Raw genomic sequence first — 14656 nt, 5'->3', positions numbered from 1 at the left:
GCGGCCCTGCGCTACCCCACCGCGCTCGACGCCGAACTGCTGAACCCGCTCGGCCCGGAGGCTCCGCCTGGCTGGACTCCGTCACCGGCGCGGACGCCCACCCGCTGGAGGGCGTACACGCCTGGCGCAGGACCGCCAAACGGTCACAGAACAAACAGACTTCACCTGGGATGGTTTCTCCGCAAATGAACAAATAACTCGCGCCCTCAACTCACCCGAGGCCGCACGCTCACCTGGGATCACCGGAGTCTGGCCCCAGTAGCTCAAACGGAACACAAAATCACGCGATCGACCTAACGGAAACGGGTCCGGAGCCGGTTCCATGACCGGCCCCGGCGCGTACTTCATCCCCCATCCCGGCCCTGAGAACCGACAGCAGGACCCGCCCCTTTCCCTACGCCTCCTCCGCCAACTCCAGCCACCGCATCTCCAGCTCGTCCTTCTCCGTGCTCAGTTCGCGGAGCTGGGCGTCCAGGCCGGCGACCTTTTCGAAGTCCGTGGCGTTTTCGGCGATCTGGGTGTGGAGCTTGGTCTCCTTGTCGCCGAGCTTGTCCAACTGGCGCTCGATCTTCTGGAGTTCCTTCTGGGCGGCGCGGTTGACGGCGGCGGCCTTCTTGGGGGCCGCGGTCTGCTGGGCGGGCACCGGTGTCGCGGCCTCGATGACCTTGCGGCGGCGGTCCAGGTACTCGTCCAGGCCGCGCGGCAGCATCCGCAGGGTGGCGTCGCCGAGCAGGGCGTGGACGCGGTCGGTGGTGCGCTCGATGAAGTAGCGGTCGTGGCTGATGACGATGAGGGAGCCGGGCCAGCTGTCGAGCACGTCCTCCAGCTGGGTCAGGGTCTCGATGTCGAGGTCGTTGGTGGGCTCGTCGAGGAAGAGGACGTTGGGCTCGTCCATGAGGAGGCGCAGGATCTGCAGGCGGCGGCGCTCACCGCCGGAGAGGTCGCCGACCGGGGTCCACTGCTTCTCCTTGGTGAAGCCGAACTTCTCGCACAGCTGGCCGGCGGTCATCTCCCGGCCCTTGCCCAGGTCGACCCGCTCGCGCACCTGCTGGACGGCCTCCAGCACCCGCAGCGTCGGGGGGAGTTCGCCGACCTCCTGGGAGAGGTAGGCCAGCTTGACGGTCTTGCCGACGACGACGCGGCCGGCGACGGGCTGCGTCTCGCCCTGCGTCCAGGCCGCCTGGGCCAGCGCCCGCAGCAGCGAGGTCTTGCCGGCGCCGTTGACGCCGACCAGGCCGATCCGGTCGCCGGGGCCCAGCTGCCAGGTGAGATGCTTGAGCAGCAGCTTCGGGCCCGCCTGGACGCTGACGTCCTCCAGCTCGAAGACCGTCTTGCCCAGCCGCGAGCTGGCGAACTTCATCAGTTCGGCGTTGTCGCGGGGCGGCGGGACGTCCGCGATCAGTTCGTTGGCGGCCTCGATGCGGAAGCGGGGCTTGCTGGTGCGGGCGGGGGCGCCGCGCCGCAGCCACGCCAGCTCCTTGCGCATCAGGTTCTGCCGCTTGACCTCTTCGGTGGCGGCGATCCGCTCCCGCTCGGCCCGTGCGAAGACGTAGTCGCTGTAGCCGCCCTCGTACTCGTGGACATCGCCGCGCTGGACGTCCCACATCCGCGTACAGACCTGGTCGAGGAACCACCGGTCGTGGGTGACGACCACGAGGGCGGAGCGGCGGGCGCGCAGATGGCCGGCCAGCCAGGAGATGCCCTCGACGTCGAGGTGGTTGGTGGGCTCGTCGAGGACGATCAGGTCCTGTTCGGCGATCAGCAGCTTGGCGAGCGCGATGCGGCGGCGCTCACCGCCGGACAGCGGACCGATGACGGTGTCCAGGCCCTGGGTGAAGCCCGGCAGGTGCAGATCGCCGAAGAGACCGGTCAGCACGTCGCGGATCTTGGCGTTGCCGGCCCACTCGTGGTCGGCGAGATCGCCGATGACCTCGTGCCGGATGGTGGCGGCCGGGTCGAGGGAGTCGTGCTGGGTGAGGACACCGAGGCGCAGGCCGCCGTTGTGGGTGACCCGGCCGTTGTCCGGGTCCTCCAGCTTGGCGAGGATCCGGATCAGGGTGGTCTTGCCGTCCCCGTTGCGTCCGACGACGCCGATCCGGTCCCCCTCGTTGATGCCGAGCGAGACACCGTCGAGCAGGGCACGGGTTCCGTACACCTTGCCGACGGCTTCCAGATTGACGAGGTTCGTGGCCATTCCGCTCCTGCACTTCAGATCGATCGACCTTCCCAGCCTAGTCGGCGCAGGGAAGGGCCCCGCCCGGTGCCGGAGATCCCCAACCGGCGGCCGGGCGGACGCGACACATGAGTACGGGGTGAGTACGTCTACCGATGGCAGCGGCGCCCGGTGGGCATACCGTCCAAACATGGGCAATGACCAAGCACCGGCCGCTCTCCCGCCGCTCGACGAGCCCCGGTCCGACGTGGGCTCCTTCGTGCTCCGCCTTCTGGTCGGCACGATCCTGGTGGGGCTGGCCGGGCTCACCGCGCTGACCGCGCCGATGCTGGTGATGGCGAGCGACAGCTGCTTCGACGGTGACTCCCGCATCATCTGTTCCGCCGGCGGCCAGCAGGCCGTCGTGTACATCCCGGTACTCGCCGCCGCTTCGTCCGTGCTGCTGACGGTTCGGGGCCTGGCCCTCCGGCGCCCGGCGACGGTGCTCGCCGCGCTCTGCCTGCTGGTGCTGGGCTGGCTGGCCGCGCTGATCCTCATGGGCAGCTGAGACGCCGCGGGCCGGGTTGGATACCGTGCCCGCCATGGCATCCGACAGGGACATGGCAGTGGAGACGGAACGCGGGCTGGTGTACGGCCCGAGCGGCAAACAGCTGGACGTCCACCGTCCGGCGGGGGCATCCCGGCCGGTGCCGACCGTGCTGCTGTGGCACGGCATCGGGCCCGACGAGCGCGACGTTCTCGAACCGCTGGCGCGGACGGCGGCGGCCCAAGGACTGCTGGTCCTCGTACCGGACTGGCGCTCGGACGCCGCGGACGGCGGCCGGGCCCAGCTGCTGGAGTCGCTGGCGTTCGCCCGCAAGGAAGCGGGCGGGCTGGGCGGCGACGGGGAGTCGTTCGTGCTCGCCGGCTGGTCGGCCGGTGCGCCGGCCGCGCTGGGCGTCGCACTGCGGCCCGAGGTGGCGGACGGCCTGCGGCCGGCGGCGGTGGTGGGCCTGGCGGGGCGCTATGACCTCGCGGCCCGCACCACCGGGAGCGTTCCGCTCGACGACCTCGCCGCGGGTCTGGCCCCGGGCGTACCGGTCCATCTCGTCCACGGGGCCCGCGACTCCGTCGTGGACCCCCGGCTCTCGCGCGACCTCGCCGGTGCGCTGCGCACCGCGGGCCTGCCGGTGACCTGCCAGGAACCGGAGACCGACCATGCCGGCGTGATCATGACCGAGTACGACCCCGCGCTGAACCGCTGCCGCCCGACGGCAGCGGAACACGCCCTGCGGGCCGGGCAGTTGGTGGCTGGAGTGCTGGCGTCCGCCGTCTGAGACGCCGGCTACACCGGCGTCGCGCCCGGCGCCGGTGAGTCCGCCACCCGCACCGCGCGGCAGGTCCCGGACGCCAGCAGCGCCTGCGCCACCTGCGGTGCCGACTCGGCGTCCTTGACCAGGAAGGCGGTCGTCGGCCCGGAGCCGGAGACCAGCGCGGCCAGCGCGCCGGCGGCGGTGCCGGCTTCCAGGGTCGCGGTCAGGGACGGGCGCAACGAGAGCGCCGCGGACTGCAGGTCGTTGGTGAGGGCCGCGGCCAGCGCGGTGGCGTCGCCGGACTCCAGCGCGGCCAGCAGCTCAGGCGCGGCCTCGGGCTCCGGCACGTCGGTCCCGGCCGTCAGCCGGTCGAACTCGCCGTAGACGGCCGGGGTGGACAGGCCGCCGTCGGCGACCGCGAAGACCCAGTGGAAGGTGCCGCCGACGGGGAGCGGCGTCAGCAGCTCGCCGCGGCCGCGGCCCAGGGCCGCGCCGCCGACCAGGCTGAACGGCACATCGCTGCCCAACTCGGCGCAGATGTCGAGGAGTTCGGTGCGGGTGGCGCCGGTGGACCAGAGGGCGTCGCAGGCCAGCAGGGCCCCGGCGGCGTCCGCGCTGCCGCCCGCCATGCCGCCCGCGACGGGGATGTCCTTGGTGATGTGGAGGTGGACGTGCGGCTCGATGCCGTGGCGGGCGGCGAGCAGTTCGGCGGCGCGGGCCGCCAGGTTCGTGCGGTCCAGCGGGATCTGGTCGACGTCATGGCCCTCGGCGGTGATCCGCAGGGTGTCCGCGGGGGTCGCGGTGACCTCGTCGTAGAGGCCGACGGCCAGGAAGACGTTCGCCAGGCCGTGGAAGCCGTCCGCGCGGGCGGCGCCGACGGCCAGCTGGACATTGACCTTGGCCGGTACCCGGACGGTGACCGGGGTGGCGGTCGTGGCGGTCGCGTCTGTCGGGTCAGTCGTGCCGGTCATGCGGTGGCTCCCCCTGTCTGCCGGATGCCGGGTGCCCCGCCCGGTCCCTTGTGCTCGGCGATCCGCGCGAACTCCTCGACGGTCAGCGCCTCACCGCGGGCCTGTGGCGAGACGCCCGCGGCGACCAGCGCGGCCTCGGCCGCGGCGGCCGAGCCGGCCCACCCCGACAGCGCGGCCCGCAGCGTCTTGCGGCGCTGCGCGAAGGCCGCGTCGACGACGGCGAAGACCTCGTCACGGCTCGCCGAGGTCTCCACCGGCTTGTCGCGGCGTACGAGGGAGACCAGGCCGGAGTCGACGTTGGGCGCGGGCCAGAAGACGTTGCGGCCGATGGCGCCGGCCCGCTTGACCTCGGCGTACCAGTTGGCCTTCACCGACGGCACGCCGTAGACCTTGTTGCCGGGGCGGGCGGCCAGCCGGTCGGCGACTTCGGACTGCACCATGACCAGGGTGCGGTCGATGGTGGGGAAGGTCGCGAGCATGTGCAGCAGCACCGGCACGGCGACGTTGTAGGGAAGGTTGGCGACCAGCGCGGTCGGCGCGGGGCCGGGCAGCTCGGTGACGTGCATGGCATCGCTGTGCACCAGCGCGAAGCGGTCGGCGCGCTCGGGCATCCGGGCCGCGACGGTGGACGGCAGCGCGGCCGCCAGCACCTCGTCGATCTCGACGGCGATGACCCGGTCGGCGGCCTCCAGCAGCCCCAGGGTCAGCGAGCCCAGGCCGGGGCCGATCTCGACGACGACATCCTCGGGCCGGACCTCGGCGGTCCGCACGATCCGGCGGACGGTGTTGGCGTCGATGACGAAGTTCTGGCCGCGCTGCTTGGTGGGACGGACACCCAGCGCGGCGGCCAGCTCGCGGATCTCGGCGGCGCCCAGCAGGGGACCGGAATCGTCGGTGGTGCTCTTGCTCATGCCAAACCCTCGCTGCGCTCGTTCACCCGTGAAGCTTACGGCCGCAGACCGGCCACGGGCTCGCCCCCCGGGTGATGTAGAGCTTCTTGGCCCGGTAGGTCTGCTCCCGGGAGGGTGCGTCCTGCGGCCGGCCGCGGCCGCCGAGGGCCCGCCAGGTGGCGACGTCGAACTGGTAGAGCCCGCCGTAGGTGCCCGAGGCATCGACGGCGCCCGGCCGCCCGCGCGCCTCGCACTGCGCCAGCGCATGCCAGGCGAGGTGGTCGGCGCCGCGCACGGAGAGCGGCAGCTCCTTGGTGCCGAGGTGCACGATCTGCGGGCGCGGGGCGTGCACGACCTCGGTGTGCAGCCGCTTCGGTTTCTGTTTGACGCCGTTGACGGTGCGGACCCGGTAGGTGACCCGCCGCACGCCGGCCCGGCCCTGCTGGACGACCGCCACGGTGCCGCGGGCCAGCCAGGGGTCGGTCCGCCGGACCGTACGGAAGGGGATCGGCTCCTCGCGGACCTTCTTGGAGCCGGTGATCCGCATCACGGAGACGGTCTGGCCCTCGCGCGGGAAGCTGTCCGGCGGCACCGAGGTGGTGTCCTGGTCGCGCAGCGCGAGGCCGGCCTCGGCCAGCGCCTCGCGGACAGTGGCGGCGTTGGTGCGTACCCGGTGTTCGCGGCCGTCGGCGACGATGACCACCGAGCGTTCGGTGCGTACCGCCAGCTCCATGCCGTGCTGCTCGATCCGCCGGGAGCGGGAGGCCGACAGATAGGCGCCCTCGGCCCGTACGCCGAGCTGGTGGAGCGCGCCGGCGACGGTGTCCGCGGTGGTCCACACCTGGCGGCGCTGTCCGTCGATGGTCAGCACGACCGGGCGGCCGTGCCGGACGACGATCTCGTCACCGCTGCTGAGTCCGGTGCCGGGGGCGGGCGCGACGAGGTCGTGGGCACCGATGCCGAGATGCTCGTCGGCCAGCAGATCGTCGACGTCGTCGGCGAAGGTGTGCAGGGTGCGCGGGGTGCCGTCGACGGTGAGCCGGACCGCCTTGTCGTGCGCGATGAAGGCGGTGGTGCCGCCGGCGAGGAAGGCGACGACCAGGGCCCGGGGCAGCAGCCGGCGCAGCGCTTCGGGGCGTTCGGCGCGGCGTCTACGACGGCCGCGCGCGGCGCGGTGGCTGCTCTGCGAATGACTCACGGCGCGCTCCACATGCCACGGGATGCGGTTGACGGCCGGAATGTAGCGGAGTGTTGGTGACTCTCCAAAGTCGGTCCGATACGGAAAGTGGCCATATCGGGGGACGCCGGGGGTCCCGCGGCGGGGCCGCGAGGCCGTCAGCGGCCGGTCCGGGCAACGGTGGCGGCCCTTTCAGTAGCCGAAGGCACGCGCCGTGTTCGCCGCGATGGCGGTGGCCAGTGCGTCTTCGGTCATGGCCTTGACGTCGGCCATCGCCCGCAGCGTGACCGGAACGAGGTACGGGGCGTTGGCCCGTCCGCGGTACGGGGCGGGGGTCAGGAAGGGGGCGTCGGTCTCGACCAGGACCAGCTCGGGCGGGGCGACGGCGAGGGCGTCGCGCAGCGGCTGGGCATTCTTGAAGGTGACGTTGCCGGCGAAGGACATGAAGTAGCCGGCCGCGGCGCAGATCTTGGCCATCTCGGCGTCGCCGGAGTAGCAGTGGAAGACGACCCGTTCGGGGGCGCCCTCCTCACGCAGGATCCGCAGCACATCGTCGTGCGCCTCGCGGTCGTGGATGACCAGGGCCTTGCCGTGCCGCTTGGCGATCTCGATGTGTGCGCGGAAGGACCGTTCCTGGGCGGCCATGCCCTCGGGCCCCGTACGGAAGTGGTCGAGACCGGTCTCGCCGACGCCGCGGACCTGCGGCAGCGCGGCCAGCTCGTCGATCCCGGCGAGCGCGGCATCGAGCGCGGCGTCGCCGCCCGCCTGGCGGGCACCCTGCCGCGACCAGCCGTCGGGGTCGCCCAGCACGATCCGTGGGGCTTCGTTGGGGTGCAGCGCGACGGTGGCGTGCACGCCCTCGTGCGCGGCCGCGGTATCGGCGGCCCAGCGCGAACCGGCCAGGTCGCAGCCCACCTGCACGACGGTGGTCACTCCGACGGAGGCGGCCTTGGCGAGCGCCTCCTCGACGGTGCTCTCCTGCATGTCGAGGTGGGTGTGCGAATCCGCGACCGCCACCCGAAGCGGTTCGGGCAGCGGCGGCGGGGTGTTCTTGTCCTGCGGTGCCATGGCCGCGATCCTACGAGGGCCGCGGCGCGGACCTCACTTGCGGTGGTGCTGGAAGGGGTGCAGCAGGTCGGAGAGGTGCCAGTGGTGGCGTCCGGGGTCCTCGGCGGTGCCGCCGGCGGGGTCCGGGTCCGCCCCGGGGGCCGGTTCCTTCCTCTTCTCGCTGCCGTGCTGGCGCTGATGCATGCTCGCGATCGCGTCGGAGACCATCGAGACCTGGCCGGAGCGCATGATGCGTACGACGTTGCTGCCGCAGTTCCGGCAGGTGGGGCAGGTCAGCGGGGACGGGACCCGCTCGCCGTCCGCGTAGTAGACGACATGGGTCGCACCCTTGCCGTCGACCTGGTGGACTATCTCGTACGCCTGCTCCCAGCCGTGGCCGCACCGCATGCAGGCGAAGGCATACGCCTCGTGCGCGGCGGCGTCGGGCCGGGGAAGGGGGTGCTCTGCGCCGGTGGTGGAAATGCCGGTGGTCTTGGCGAACTCGCTCATGTGCGCTCCTCTTGTCCGCTGGACAAGGTCTTCGGGAACCGTTCGTCCCTCGTCCAGTGGACGCCTTCGGCGCGCACAACGCAGCCCTTCACCGACGCTATTGGCCCAGATTTGGCCGACGGTAGGAAAATCACCTCAACGCGCCGACCTGCGCTTTACCTTTCCGGTCAGCCGTTTACCTTCTGATGAGTCGCTTTTCGCCCGGCGCCGCGCATCAATGCTTCGCGGGGTCTTTCGCGGCGTTCTTCGCCGGGGCCTTCTCGGCGTTCTTCGCCGCGACCACCGCGTCGAAGACCTCCCGCTTGGGCAGCCCGGCGTCCGCGGCGACCGCGGCGATGGCCTCCTTGCGGCGCTCCCCGGCCTCCTCACGGACCCGCACCCGGCGCACCAGCTCGTCGGCGTCCAGATCCTGCGGCCCGCTCTCCGGGGCGCCCTCGACGACGATGGTGATCTCGCCGCGTACCCCTTCGGCCGCCCAGGGCGCGAGCTCGCCCAGCGGCCCGCGCTTGACCTCCTCGTACGTCTTGGTCAGCTCACGGCACACCGCGGCGCGCCGGTCGGCACCGAAGATCTCGGCCATCGCGGCGAGGGTGTCGTCCAGACGGTGCGGCGCCTCGAAGTAGACGAGGGTGCGCCGCTCGTCGGCGACCTCGCTCAGCCGGGAGCGCCGCTCGCCGGCCTTGCGCGGCGGGAATCCCTCGAAGCAGAAGCGGTCCACCGGCAGACCGGAGACGGCCAGCGCGGTGAGCACCGCGCTGGGGCCCGGTACGGCGGTGACCTTGATGCCGCGCTCGACCGCCGCGGCGACCAGCCGGTAGCCGGGGTCGGAGACGGAGGGCATGCCCGCGTCGGTGACCAGCAGCACCCGTGCCCCGCCGGTCAGCGCGTCGGCCAGCTCGGGTGTCCGCGCCGCCTCGTTGCCCTCGAAGTACGACACGACCCGCCCGGAGGGCTGGACGTCCAGCGCCTGGGTCAGCCGGCGCAGCCGCCGGGTGTCCTCGGCGGCGATCACGTCGGCGGCGGCCAGCTCGGTGGCGAGCCGCGGCGGCGCGTCCGCGATCTCCCCGATGGGCGTCCCTGCAAGTACCAGCGTTCCAGTCACCTTCCCATCCTCCCAGGACGCCGCCGCGCCCCGATCCGTCGGTCTCCCGCGGTGGCGCTCCCCACCGGTCCACAGGCGGCTTCCCTACGATGGGCCGGGTGACGAGTGACACCACCGCGACCGACGCCGCCGCGCAGCACGCCCCGGAGCCGGCCGGGCAGCCCCCCGTGTGGCAGCGGCGACTGCGCCGCTTCGGGTATCCCGTCCGCTCGCAGGCCGATGTCAGCGCGCGGCTGGTGCCCGCCTTCCCCGAGCCGAGCGGTCGCCTGTGGGCAGTGTTCGGCGCGGGCCCGGACGCCGCGGCCCGGCTGGCACGCTGGTCGGGCTGGGCCGGTCCGCTGCTGGTGACGCTGTTCGCCGGGGTGCTGCGGTTCTGGAACCTCGGCAGCCCGCGGAAGGTGATATTCGACGAGACGTACTACCCGAAGGACGCCTGGTCGCTGCTGCAGTACGGCTACGAGGGCACCTGGGCCAAGAACGCCAATGACGCGCTGGTCGGGCATCCGCCGAAGCTCCTGCTCTCGCCCGAGCACTCCTATGTCGTCCATCCGCCGATGGGCAAGTGGCTGATCGCGCTCGGCGAGTGGGCGTTCGGGATGAACCCCTTCGGCTGGCGGTTCATGGTGGCGCTGCTCGGCACCCTCTCGGTGCTGCTGGTCTGCCGGATCGGCCGCCGGCTGATGCGGTCGACGGCACTGGGCTGTCTGGCGGGCGCCCTGCTGGCGGTGGACGGTCTGCACTTCGTGATGAGCCGCACCGCGCTGCTCGATCTGATCGTGATGTTCTGGGTGGTGGCGGCGTTCGGCTGCCTGTTGGTGGACCGGGACCGTACCCGGGCCCGGCTGGCGGCGGCGCTGCCGCTCGGCCCGGACTCCCTGGCCCGCCCGGACGCCGCGGTCGGCGACCGGCTGCGGCTGGGCCTGCGCCCGTGGCGGCTCGCGGCCGGGCTGTGCCTGGGCCTGTCCGCCGCGACGAAGTGGAACGGCCTTTACTACCTCGCGGCGTTCGCCCTGATGTCGGTGCTGTGGGATGTCGCGGCCCGCCGTACGGCAGGCGCCCGGCGCCCGTTCCGCTCGGTTGTCCGCCGCGATGTCCTGCCCGCTTTCGGCGCCACCGTCGTCGTCGCCGTCGCCACGTATCTCGCGTCGTGGTCGGGCTGGCTCGCCACCAAGGGCGGCTACTACCGCGACTGGGCGACCACACCGGACGGCCGGACGGGCGGCTGGACCTGGCTGCCGGACTGGCTGCGCAGCCTGTGGCACTACCAGACCGAGGTCTACTCCTTCCACACCGGACTGACCACACCGCACACCTATCAGTCCAACCCGTGGAGCTGGCTGGTCCTGGGCCGCCCGGTCTCGTACTTCTACGAGGACCCCAAGGCCGGCCAGGACGGCTGCACGGCGGCCGAGGGCTGCGCCCGCGAGGTGCTGGCGCTGGGCACCCCGCTGTTGTGGTGGGCGGCCTGCTTCGCGCTCCTCTATGTCCTCTACCGCTGGCTGTTCAAGCGGGACTGGCGGGCCGGGGCGATCGTCTGCGGGGTCGCGGCCGGCTATCTGCCGTGGTTCCTCTACCAGGAGCGGACCATCTTCCTCTTCTACGCGGTGGTGTTCGTCCCGTTCCTGTGTCTGGCGCTGGCGATGATGATCGGCGCGCTCATCGGTCCGCCGGGCTCGACCGAGCGCCGCCGCACGATCGGTGCGGTCGGCGCCGGCGTCCTGGTGCTCCTGATCGTGTGGAATTTCATCTACTTCTATCCGGTCTATACGGGTATGCCGATCCCGAAGTCGGCCTGGCACAATCGGATGTGGTTCGACACCTGGGTGTGAGCCGCCGGCGCCGGTCCGGCGATCAGGGGCGGTCCGGCGCCAGTTCGACAACTCTGTAACAGCTGTACAACAGCGCGTCACCGGACCGTGCCCTGATCGAGACTCGCGGCCTCCCCGTGTCCCTTAGAGTGCGAGGCACGTTCTTGTGTGCGTATCCAAGGACGAGGCTCTGGGAGGGAATCGGTGGCATGCGCCGTGAGGTGAAGTACGGGCTGATCGGCGGATCGGTGGCCCTGGTCGCGGGAGTCGTGGGCGGCTTCGCGCTGTTCGGCGGCTCGGACGAGTCGCCGCAGGCGGTCAGGTCGGCGGACGGCAAGTCGGGCGACAAGGGGACCAAGGTGCCGACCGGCCCGGTCTCGGCCAAGGAAGTCCAGACGACGTCACAGGAGTTCCTGACCGCCTGGCAGTCCGGCGACGCGGCCAAGGCGGCCGGGCTGACGGACAACCCGGAGAAGTGCAAGAGCGCGCTGGAGTCCCTCGGCAAGCAGGCGCGGTTCTCGAAGACGACCCTGACGCCGGGCACGCCGACGGGCGGCAAGGTGCCGTACACCGTCGCCGCGCAGATCGACTTCAAGGGCACCAAGGCGGCCTACTCGTACCGCACCTCAGCGACCGTGCAGCGCGACAAGACCACCGGAAAGCCGCAGATCGCCTGGCAGCCGACGATGCTGCACCCGGGCCTCACCAAGGGCGACGAGCTGCGCACGGGCGAGGCCGAGGCACCGCCGATCAAGGCCGTGGACCGCAATGGCGCCGCGCTGACCCCCGAGGCGCATCCGGCGCTGGCCGGGGTGCTGGACAACCTGCGGGACAAGTACGGCGACAAGACCGACGGCAAGCCCGGTGTGGAGCTGTTCATCCACCGCGCCAAGAGCGCCAAGCCGGCCGACCAGTTGCCCGACAAGACGCTGAAGGTGCTCTCCAAGGGCACGCCGGGCACGCTCAAGACCACCCTGGACGCCAAGCTGCAGTCGGCGGCCGAGCAGGCGGTCAAGGGCAAGAAGTCCGCCTCCGCGGCCGCGGTCAAGCCCAGCACCGGCGAGATCCTGGCGCTGGCCAACTCCCCGGAGAAGGGCTTCAACATGGCGACCCAGGGGTCGCTGGCCCCCGGCTCGACGATGAAGATCGTGACCTCGGCGATGCTCATGGACAAGGGCCTGACCTCGCCGAACAAGCCGCACCCGTGCCCCAAGTACGTGACGGTCGGCGGCTGGAAGTTCCAGAACCTCGACAAGTCCGAGATCAAGCACGGCACCTTCGCGCAGAGCTTCGCGGCGTCCTGCAACAACGCCTTCATCTCGCAGGCCAAGGACCTCAACGACGACGATCTGACCAACGAGGCCCGGGACGTCTTCGGCATCGGCCTGAACTGGCAGACCGGCATCCCCACCTTCGACGGCGCGGTGCCCGTGCAGCACGACGCGCAGATGGCGGCCTCGCTGATCGGCCAGGGCGGGGTGCGGATGAACCCGCTCAACGTCGCCTCGCTCTCCGCGACGGTGCGGGCCGGCTCCTTCCACCAGCCGTACATCGTCTCGCCGTCGCTGGACCACCGGACGCTCGCCAAGGCCGCCCGCACGATGAAGCCGGCCACCCTCAGCGGCCTGAAGTCGCTGATGAAGCTGACGGCGACCTCCGGTACGGCCGCCGAGGCGATGGCCGGGGTCGGCGGTGACGTCGGCGCCAAGACCGGCTCCGCCGAGGTCGACAACCAGAAGAAGCCCAACGCCTGGTTCTCCGCCTACCGCGACGACCTCGCCGCGGCGGCCGTCGTCCCGGCGAGCGGCCACGGCGGCTCCAACGCGGGCCCGGTGGTCCGCGCCATCCTCACCGCCGGCTGACGAGGCGGGGCACCCTTCGGGGTGCCTCTCATCTCATCGACCGGATTCCGTTCGCATGGCCCGTACAGCTTTCGCTAGCGTGCGGGCCATGAGCGATTCCCGGTCCGGCACCACCCCGGAAACCACCCACGCCACGGCTCACCCCCGCTTCGCCGAAGCGCTCGCCGAACTGGGCCTGACCGTCGAGGTCCGCGGCTTCCCCGAGGCCACCCGCACCGCCGCCGAGGCCGCCGCGGCCATCGGCTGCGACCTCGCCCAGATCGTCAAGTCGCTGATCTTCACGGCGGACCGGGAGCCGGTCCTGGTCCTGGTGGACGGCGCCGCACGCGTCGACGTGGAGCGCGTACGCACGGAACTCGGTGCCGCACAGGTCGGCCGCGCCGACGCCGGTCTCGTCCGCGAGACCACCGGCTACGCCATCGGGGGCGTACCGCCCTTCGGTCACCGCACCCGCACCCGCGTGCTGGCCGACCGCGGACTGCTCGCGCACGACACGGTCTGGGCCGCCGCCGGCACCCCGCACGCCGTCTTCCCGCTCGACCCCGCGGCCCTGATCGAGCACGCCCAAGGCCGGGTCGTGGACGTGCGCGAGCGCACCGCATGACCCCGCTCGTCGTCGCGGCCGTCCTGATAGCCGCCATCACCCACGCCAGCTGGAACGCCATCGCCCACGGCATACGCGACCAGCTCCTGGCCTTCACCCTGGTCGGCGGCAGCGGTACGCTCTGCGGCCTCGCCATGGCCGCCGTCACCCCGCTGCCCGCCGCCGGTGCCTGGCCCTTCCTCGCGGCCTCCGCGGTGCTGCACATCGTCTACCAGGCCCTGCTCATGCAGTCGTTCCGCCTGGGCGAATTCGGCCAGATGTACCCCATCGCCCGCGGCACCGCGCCGCTGGTCGTCACGGTCCTGGCCGCCGTCTTCGTCCACGAGGTCCCCAACGGCTGGGCACTGGCCGGTGTCGCCCTGGCCTCCGCCGGGCTGGTGGGCGTCGCCCTCTGGGGCATCCGGGGTTCCGGCACCAAGCCGCACTGGCCGGCCCTCGTCGCCGCCCTCGCCACCGGCCTGTCCATCGCCTCGTACACCACCGTCGACGGCCTGGGCGTACGCGCCTCCGGCACCCCGCTCGGCTATATCTCCTGGCTGATGATCCTCGAAGGCATCGTCATCCCCGCCTACGCGCTCGCCACCCGCCGCCGCCAACTCCTCACCGAGCTGCGCCCCATCGCCCTGCGCGGCCTGGCCGGCGGTGTGCTCTCCGTCTTCGCCTACGGCCTGGTCCTGTGGGCCCAGACCCGCGCCCCGCTCGCCCCCATCGCCGCCCTGCGCGAGTCGTCCATCATCGTCGGCGCCGCCATCGGCGCCCTCTTCTTCAAGGAACGCTTCGGCGCCCCCCGTATCGCCGCGGCAGGCTTGATGGTCATAGGCATCGGCCTCATGCTCCACACCGGCTGAGCCCCCCGCAGCGTCCGCTCACTCCTCCCGCAACGCCCTGAGCAACTCCCCGTTGGCGACCAGCAGCCCGCCGTCCACCGGCAACGTGATCCCGGTCACCCACGCGGCATCCGACGACGCCAGATAGGCCACCGCCGCCGCGATGTCCTCCGGCCGCCGTCTGTTGCAGTGTGCCCCGTGGGGGCGGGGCCGCCTCCGGCGGCGGGCTGGCGGGGTCGCCTCCGGCGGGGGGGTGGTTGGTTGGGCGGGAGCCGCTCTTGCTGTGTGGTGGGTGCCGGTGGCGGGCCTCCGGGGCCTGTGTGGTGGACTGCTGCGCTTTACGTCCACCACACAGGCCCCTCCGGCCCACCACCTCCCGCCCGGGAGGGCGGC

General features: G+C 72.1%; 13 protein-coding genes and 1 pseudogene. 6 read left to right on the top strand and 8 right to left on the bottom strand.

What is annotated here, in order from left to right:
* Positions 1-394: 394 nt before the first annotated feature.
* On the bottom strand, positions 395-2194 hold the full coding sequence (locus tag ACGFWI_RS26290) for an ABC-F family ATP-binding cassette domain-containing protein (protein ID WP_393908493.1): 1800 nt from the start codon (positions 2192-2194) through the stop codon (positions 395-397).
* A 169-nt stretch (positions 2195-2363) separates the two neighbouring features.
* On the opposite strand from ACGFWI_RS26290, the gene ACGFWI_RS26285 reads away from it, so the two are divergent.
* Positions 2364-2720 carry a hypothetical protein gene (locus tag ACGFWI_RS26285; RefSeq protein ID WP_393908492.1) on the top strand — a complete coding sequence of 119 codons (357 nt, stop codon included), beginning with the start codon at positions 2364-2366 and terminating at the stop codon, positions 2718-2720.
* 34 nt (positions 2721-2754) lie between these two features.
* On the top strand, positions 2755-3489 hold the full coding sequence (locus ACGFWI_RS26280; protein ID WP_393908491.1) for an alpha/beta hydrolase: 735 nt from the start codon (positions 2755-2757) through the stop codon (positions 3487-3489).
* A gap of 8 nt (positions 3490-3497) precedes the next feature.
* Here the strand turns inward: ACGFWI_RS26280 and ACGFWI_RS26275 are convergent, their stop codons facing one another.
* From ACGFWI_RS26275 to rsmI, 6 genes are all read right to left on the bottom strand, one after another.
* Complete coding sequence (locus tag ACGFWI_RS26275; RefSeq protein ID WP_393908490.1) at positions 3498-4436, bottom strand: 4-(cytidine 5'-diphospho)-2-C-methyl-D-erythritol kinase; 939 nt, start codon at positions 4434-4436, stop codon at positions 3498-3500.
* Positions 4433-5347 (bottom strand): 16S rRNA (adenine(1518)-N(6)/adenine(1519)-N(6))-dimethyltransferase RsmA, encoded by a 915-nt coding sequence (gene rsmA, locus ACGFWI_RS26270; RefSeq protein ID WP_393908489.1) that lies wholly within the window; start codon positions 5345-5347, stop codon positions 4433-4435. The genes ACGFWI_RS26275 and rsmA overlap by 4 nt, the downstream gene beginning before the upstream one ends.
* A gap of 22 nt (positions 5348-5369) precedes the next feature.
* Complete coding sequence (locus ACGFWI_RS26265; protein ID WP_393908488.1) at positions 5370-6524, bottom strand: ubiquitin-like domain-containing protein; 1155 nt, start codon at positions 6522-6524, stop codon at positions 5370-5372.
* 171 nt (positions 6525-6695) lie between these two features.
* Positions 6696-7571, bottom strand: a complete 876-nt coding sequence (locus ACGFWI_RS26260) for a TatD family hydrolase (protein WP_393908487.1) — start codon at positions 7569-7571, stop codon at positions 6696-6698.
* A 33-nt stretch (positions 7572-7604) separates the two neighbouring features.
* Positions 7605-8060: a hypothetical protein gene (locus ACGFWI_RS26255; protein ID WP_393908486.1), complete on the bottom strand. Its 456-nt coding sequence runs from the start codon at positions 8058-8060 to the stop codon at positions 7605-7607.
* Positions 8061-8274: 214 nt separating this feature from the next.
* Positions 8275-9162, bottom strand: a complete 888-nt coding sequence (gene rsmI, locus ACGFWI_RS26250; RefSeq protein ID WP_393908485.1) for a 16S rRNA (cytidine(1402)-2'-O)-methyltransferase — start codon at positions 9160-9162, stop codon at positions 8275-8277.
* An 89-nt stretch (positions 9163-9251) separates the two neighbouring features.
* On the opposite strand from rsmI, the gene ACGFWI_RS26245 reads away from it, so the two are divergent.
* From ACGFWI_RS26245 to ACGFWI_RS26230, 4 genes are all read left to right on the top strand, one after another.
* On the top strand, positions 9252-10991 hold the full coding sequence (locus ACGFWI_RS26245) for a dolichyl-phosphate-mannose--protein mannosyltransferase (RefSeq protein WP_393908484.1): 1740 nt from the start codon (positions 9252-9254) through the stop codon (positions 10989-10991).
* A 188-nt stretch (positions 10992-11179) separates the two neighbouring features.
* Entirely contained in the window at positions 11180-12832 is a 1653-nt protein-coding gene (locus tag ACGFWI_RS26240) for a penicillin-binding transpeptidase domain-containing protein (protein WP_393908483.1), read from the top strand.
* A gap of 88 nt (positions 12833-12920) precedes the next feature.
* Positions 12921-13436: a YbaK/EbsC family protein gene (locus ACGFWI_RS26235; protein ID WP_393908482.1), complete on the top strand. Its 516-nt coding sequence runs from the start codon at positions 12921-12923 to the stop codon at positions 13434-13436.
* Complete coding sequence (locus ACGFWI_RS26230) at positions 13433-14284, top strand: EamA family transporter (protein ID WP_393908481.1); 852 nt, start codon at positions 13433-13435, stop codon at positions 14282-14284. The genes ACGFWI_RS26235 and ACGFWI_RS26230 overlap by 4 nt, the downstream gene beginning before the upstream one ends.
* Positions 14285-14302: 18 nt before the next feature.
* Here the strand turns inward: ACGFWI_RS26230 and ACGFWI_RS26225 are convergent.
* Positions 14303-14440, bottom strand: a pseudogene (locus tag ACGFWI_RS26225) (SDR family oxidoreductase); the annotation flags it as partial.
* Positions 14441-14656: the final 216 nt, after the last annotated feature.

The sequence above is a fragment of the Streptomyces sp. NPDC048434 genome (assembly GCF_043200375.1).
Classification (GTDB): Bacteria; Actinomycetota; Actinomycetes; order Streptomycetales; family Streptomycetaceae; genus Streptomyces.
Note: the sequence above shows the minus strand (reverse complement) of the source record. Positions and strands in the feature narration are given on the sequence as shown.

Coding starts and splice junctions, on each gene's coding strand:
- rsmA (WP_393908489.1), bottom strand. CDS start 5,347: ATGAGCAAGAGCACCACCGACGATTCCGGTCCCCTGCTGGGCGCCGCC.
- ACGFWI_RS26245 (WP_393908484.1), top strand. CDS start 9,252: ATGGGCCGGGTGACGAGTGACACCACCGCGACCGACGCCGCCGCGCAG.
- ACGFWI_RS26260 (WP_393908487.1), bottom strand. CDS start 7,571: ATGGCACCGCAGGACAAGAACACCCCGCCGCCGCTGCCCGAACCGCTT.
- ACGFWI_RS26240 (WP_393908483.1), top strand. CDS start 11,180: ATGCGCCGTGAGGTGAAGTACGGGCTGATCGGCGGATCGGTGGCCCTG.
- ACGFWI_RS26285 (WP_393908492.1), top strand. CDS start 2,364: ATGGGCAATGACCAAGCACCGGCCGCTCTCCCGCCGCTCGACGAGCCC.
- ACGFWI_RS26280 (WP_393908491.1), top strand. CDS start 2,755: ATGGCATCCGACAGGGACATGGCAGTGGAGACGGAACGCGGGCTGGTG.
- ACGFWI_RS26255 (WP_393908486.1), bottom strand. CDS start 8,060: ATGAGCGAGTTCGCCAAGACCACCGGCATTTCCACCACCGGCGCAGAG.
- ACGFWI_RS26275 (WP_393908490.1), bottom strand. CDS start 4,436: ATGACCGGCACGACTGACCCGACAGACGCGACCGCCACGACCGCCACC.
- ACGFWI_RS26290 (WP_393908493.1), bottom strand. CDS start 2,194: ATGGCCACGAACCTCGTCAATCTGGAAGCCGTCGGCAAGGTGTACGGA.
- ACGFWI_RS26235 (WP_393908482.1), top strand. CDS start 12,921: ATGAGCGATTCCCGGTCCGGCACCACCCCGGAAACCACCCACGCCACG.
- ACGFWI_RS26230 (WP_393908481.1), top strand. CDS start 13,433: ATGACCCCGCTCGTCGTCGCGGCCGTCCTGATAGCCGCCATCACCCAC.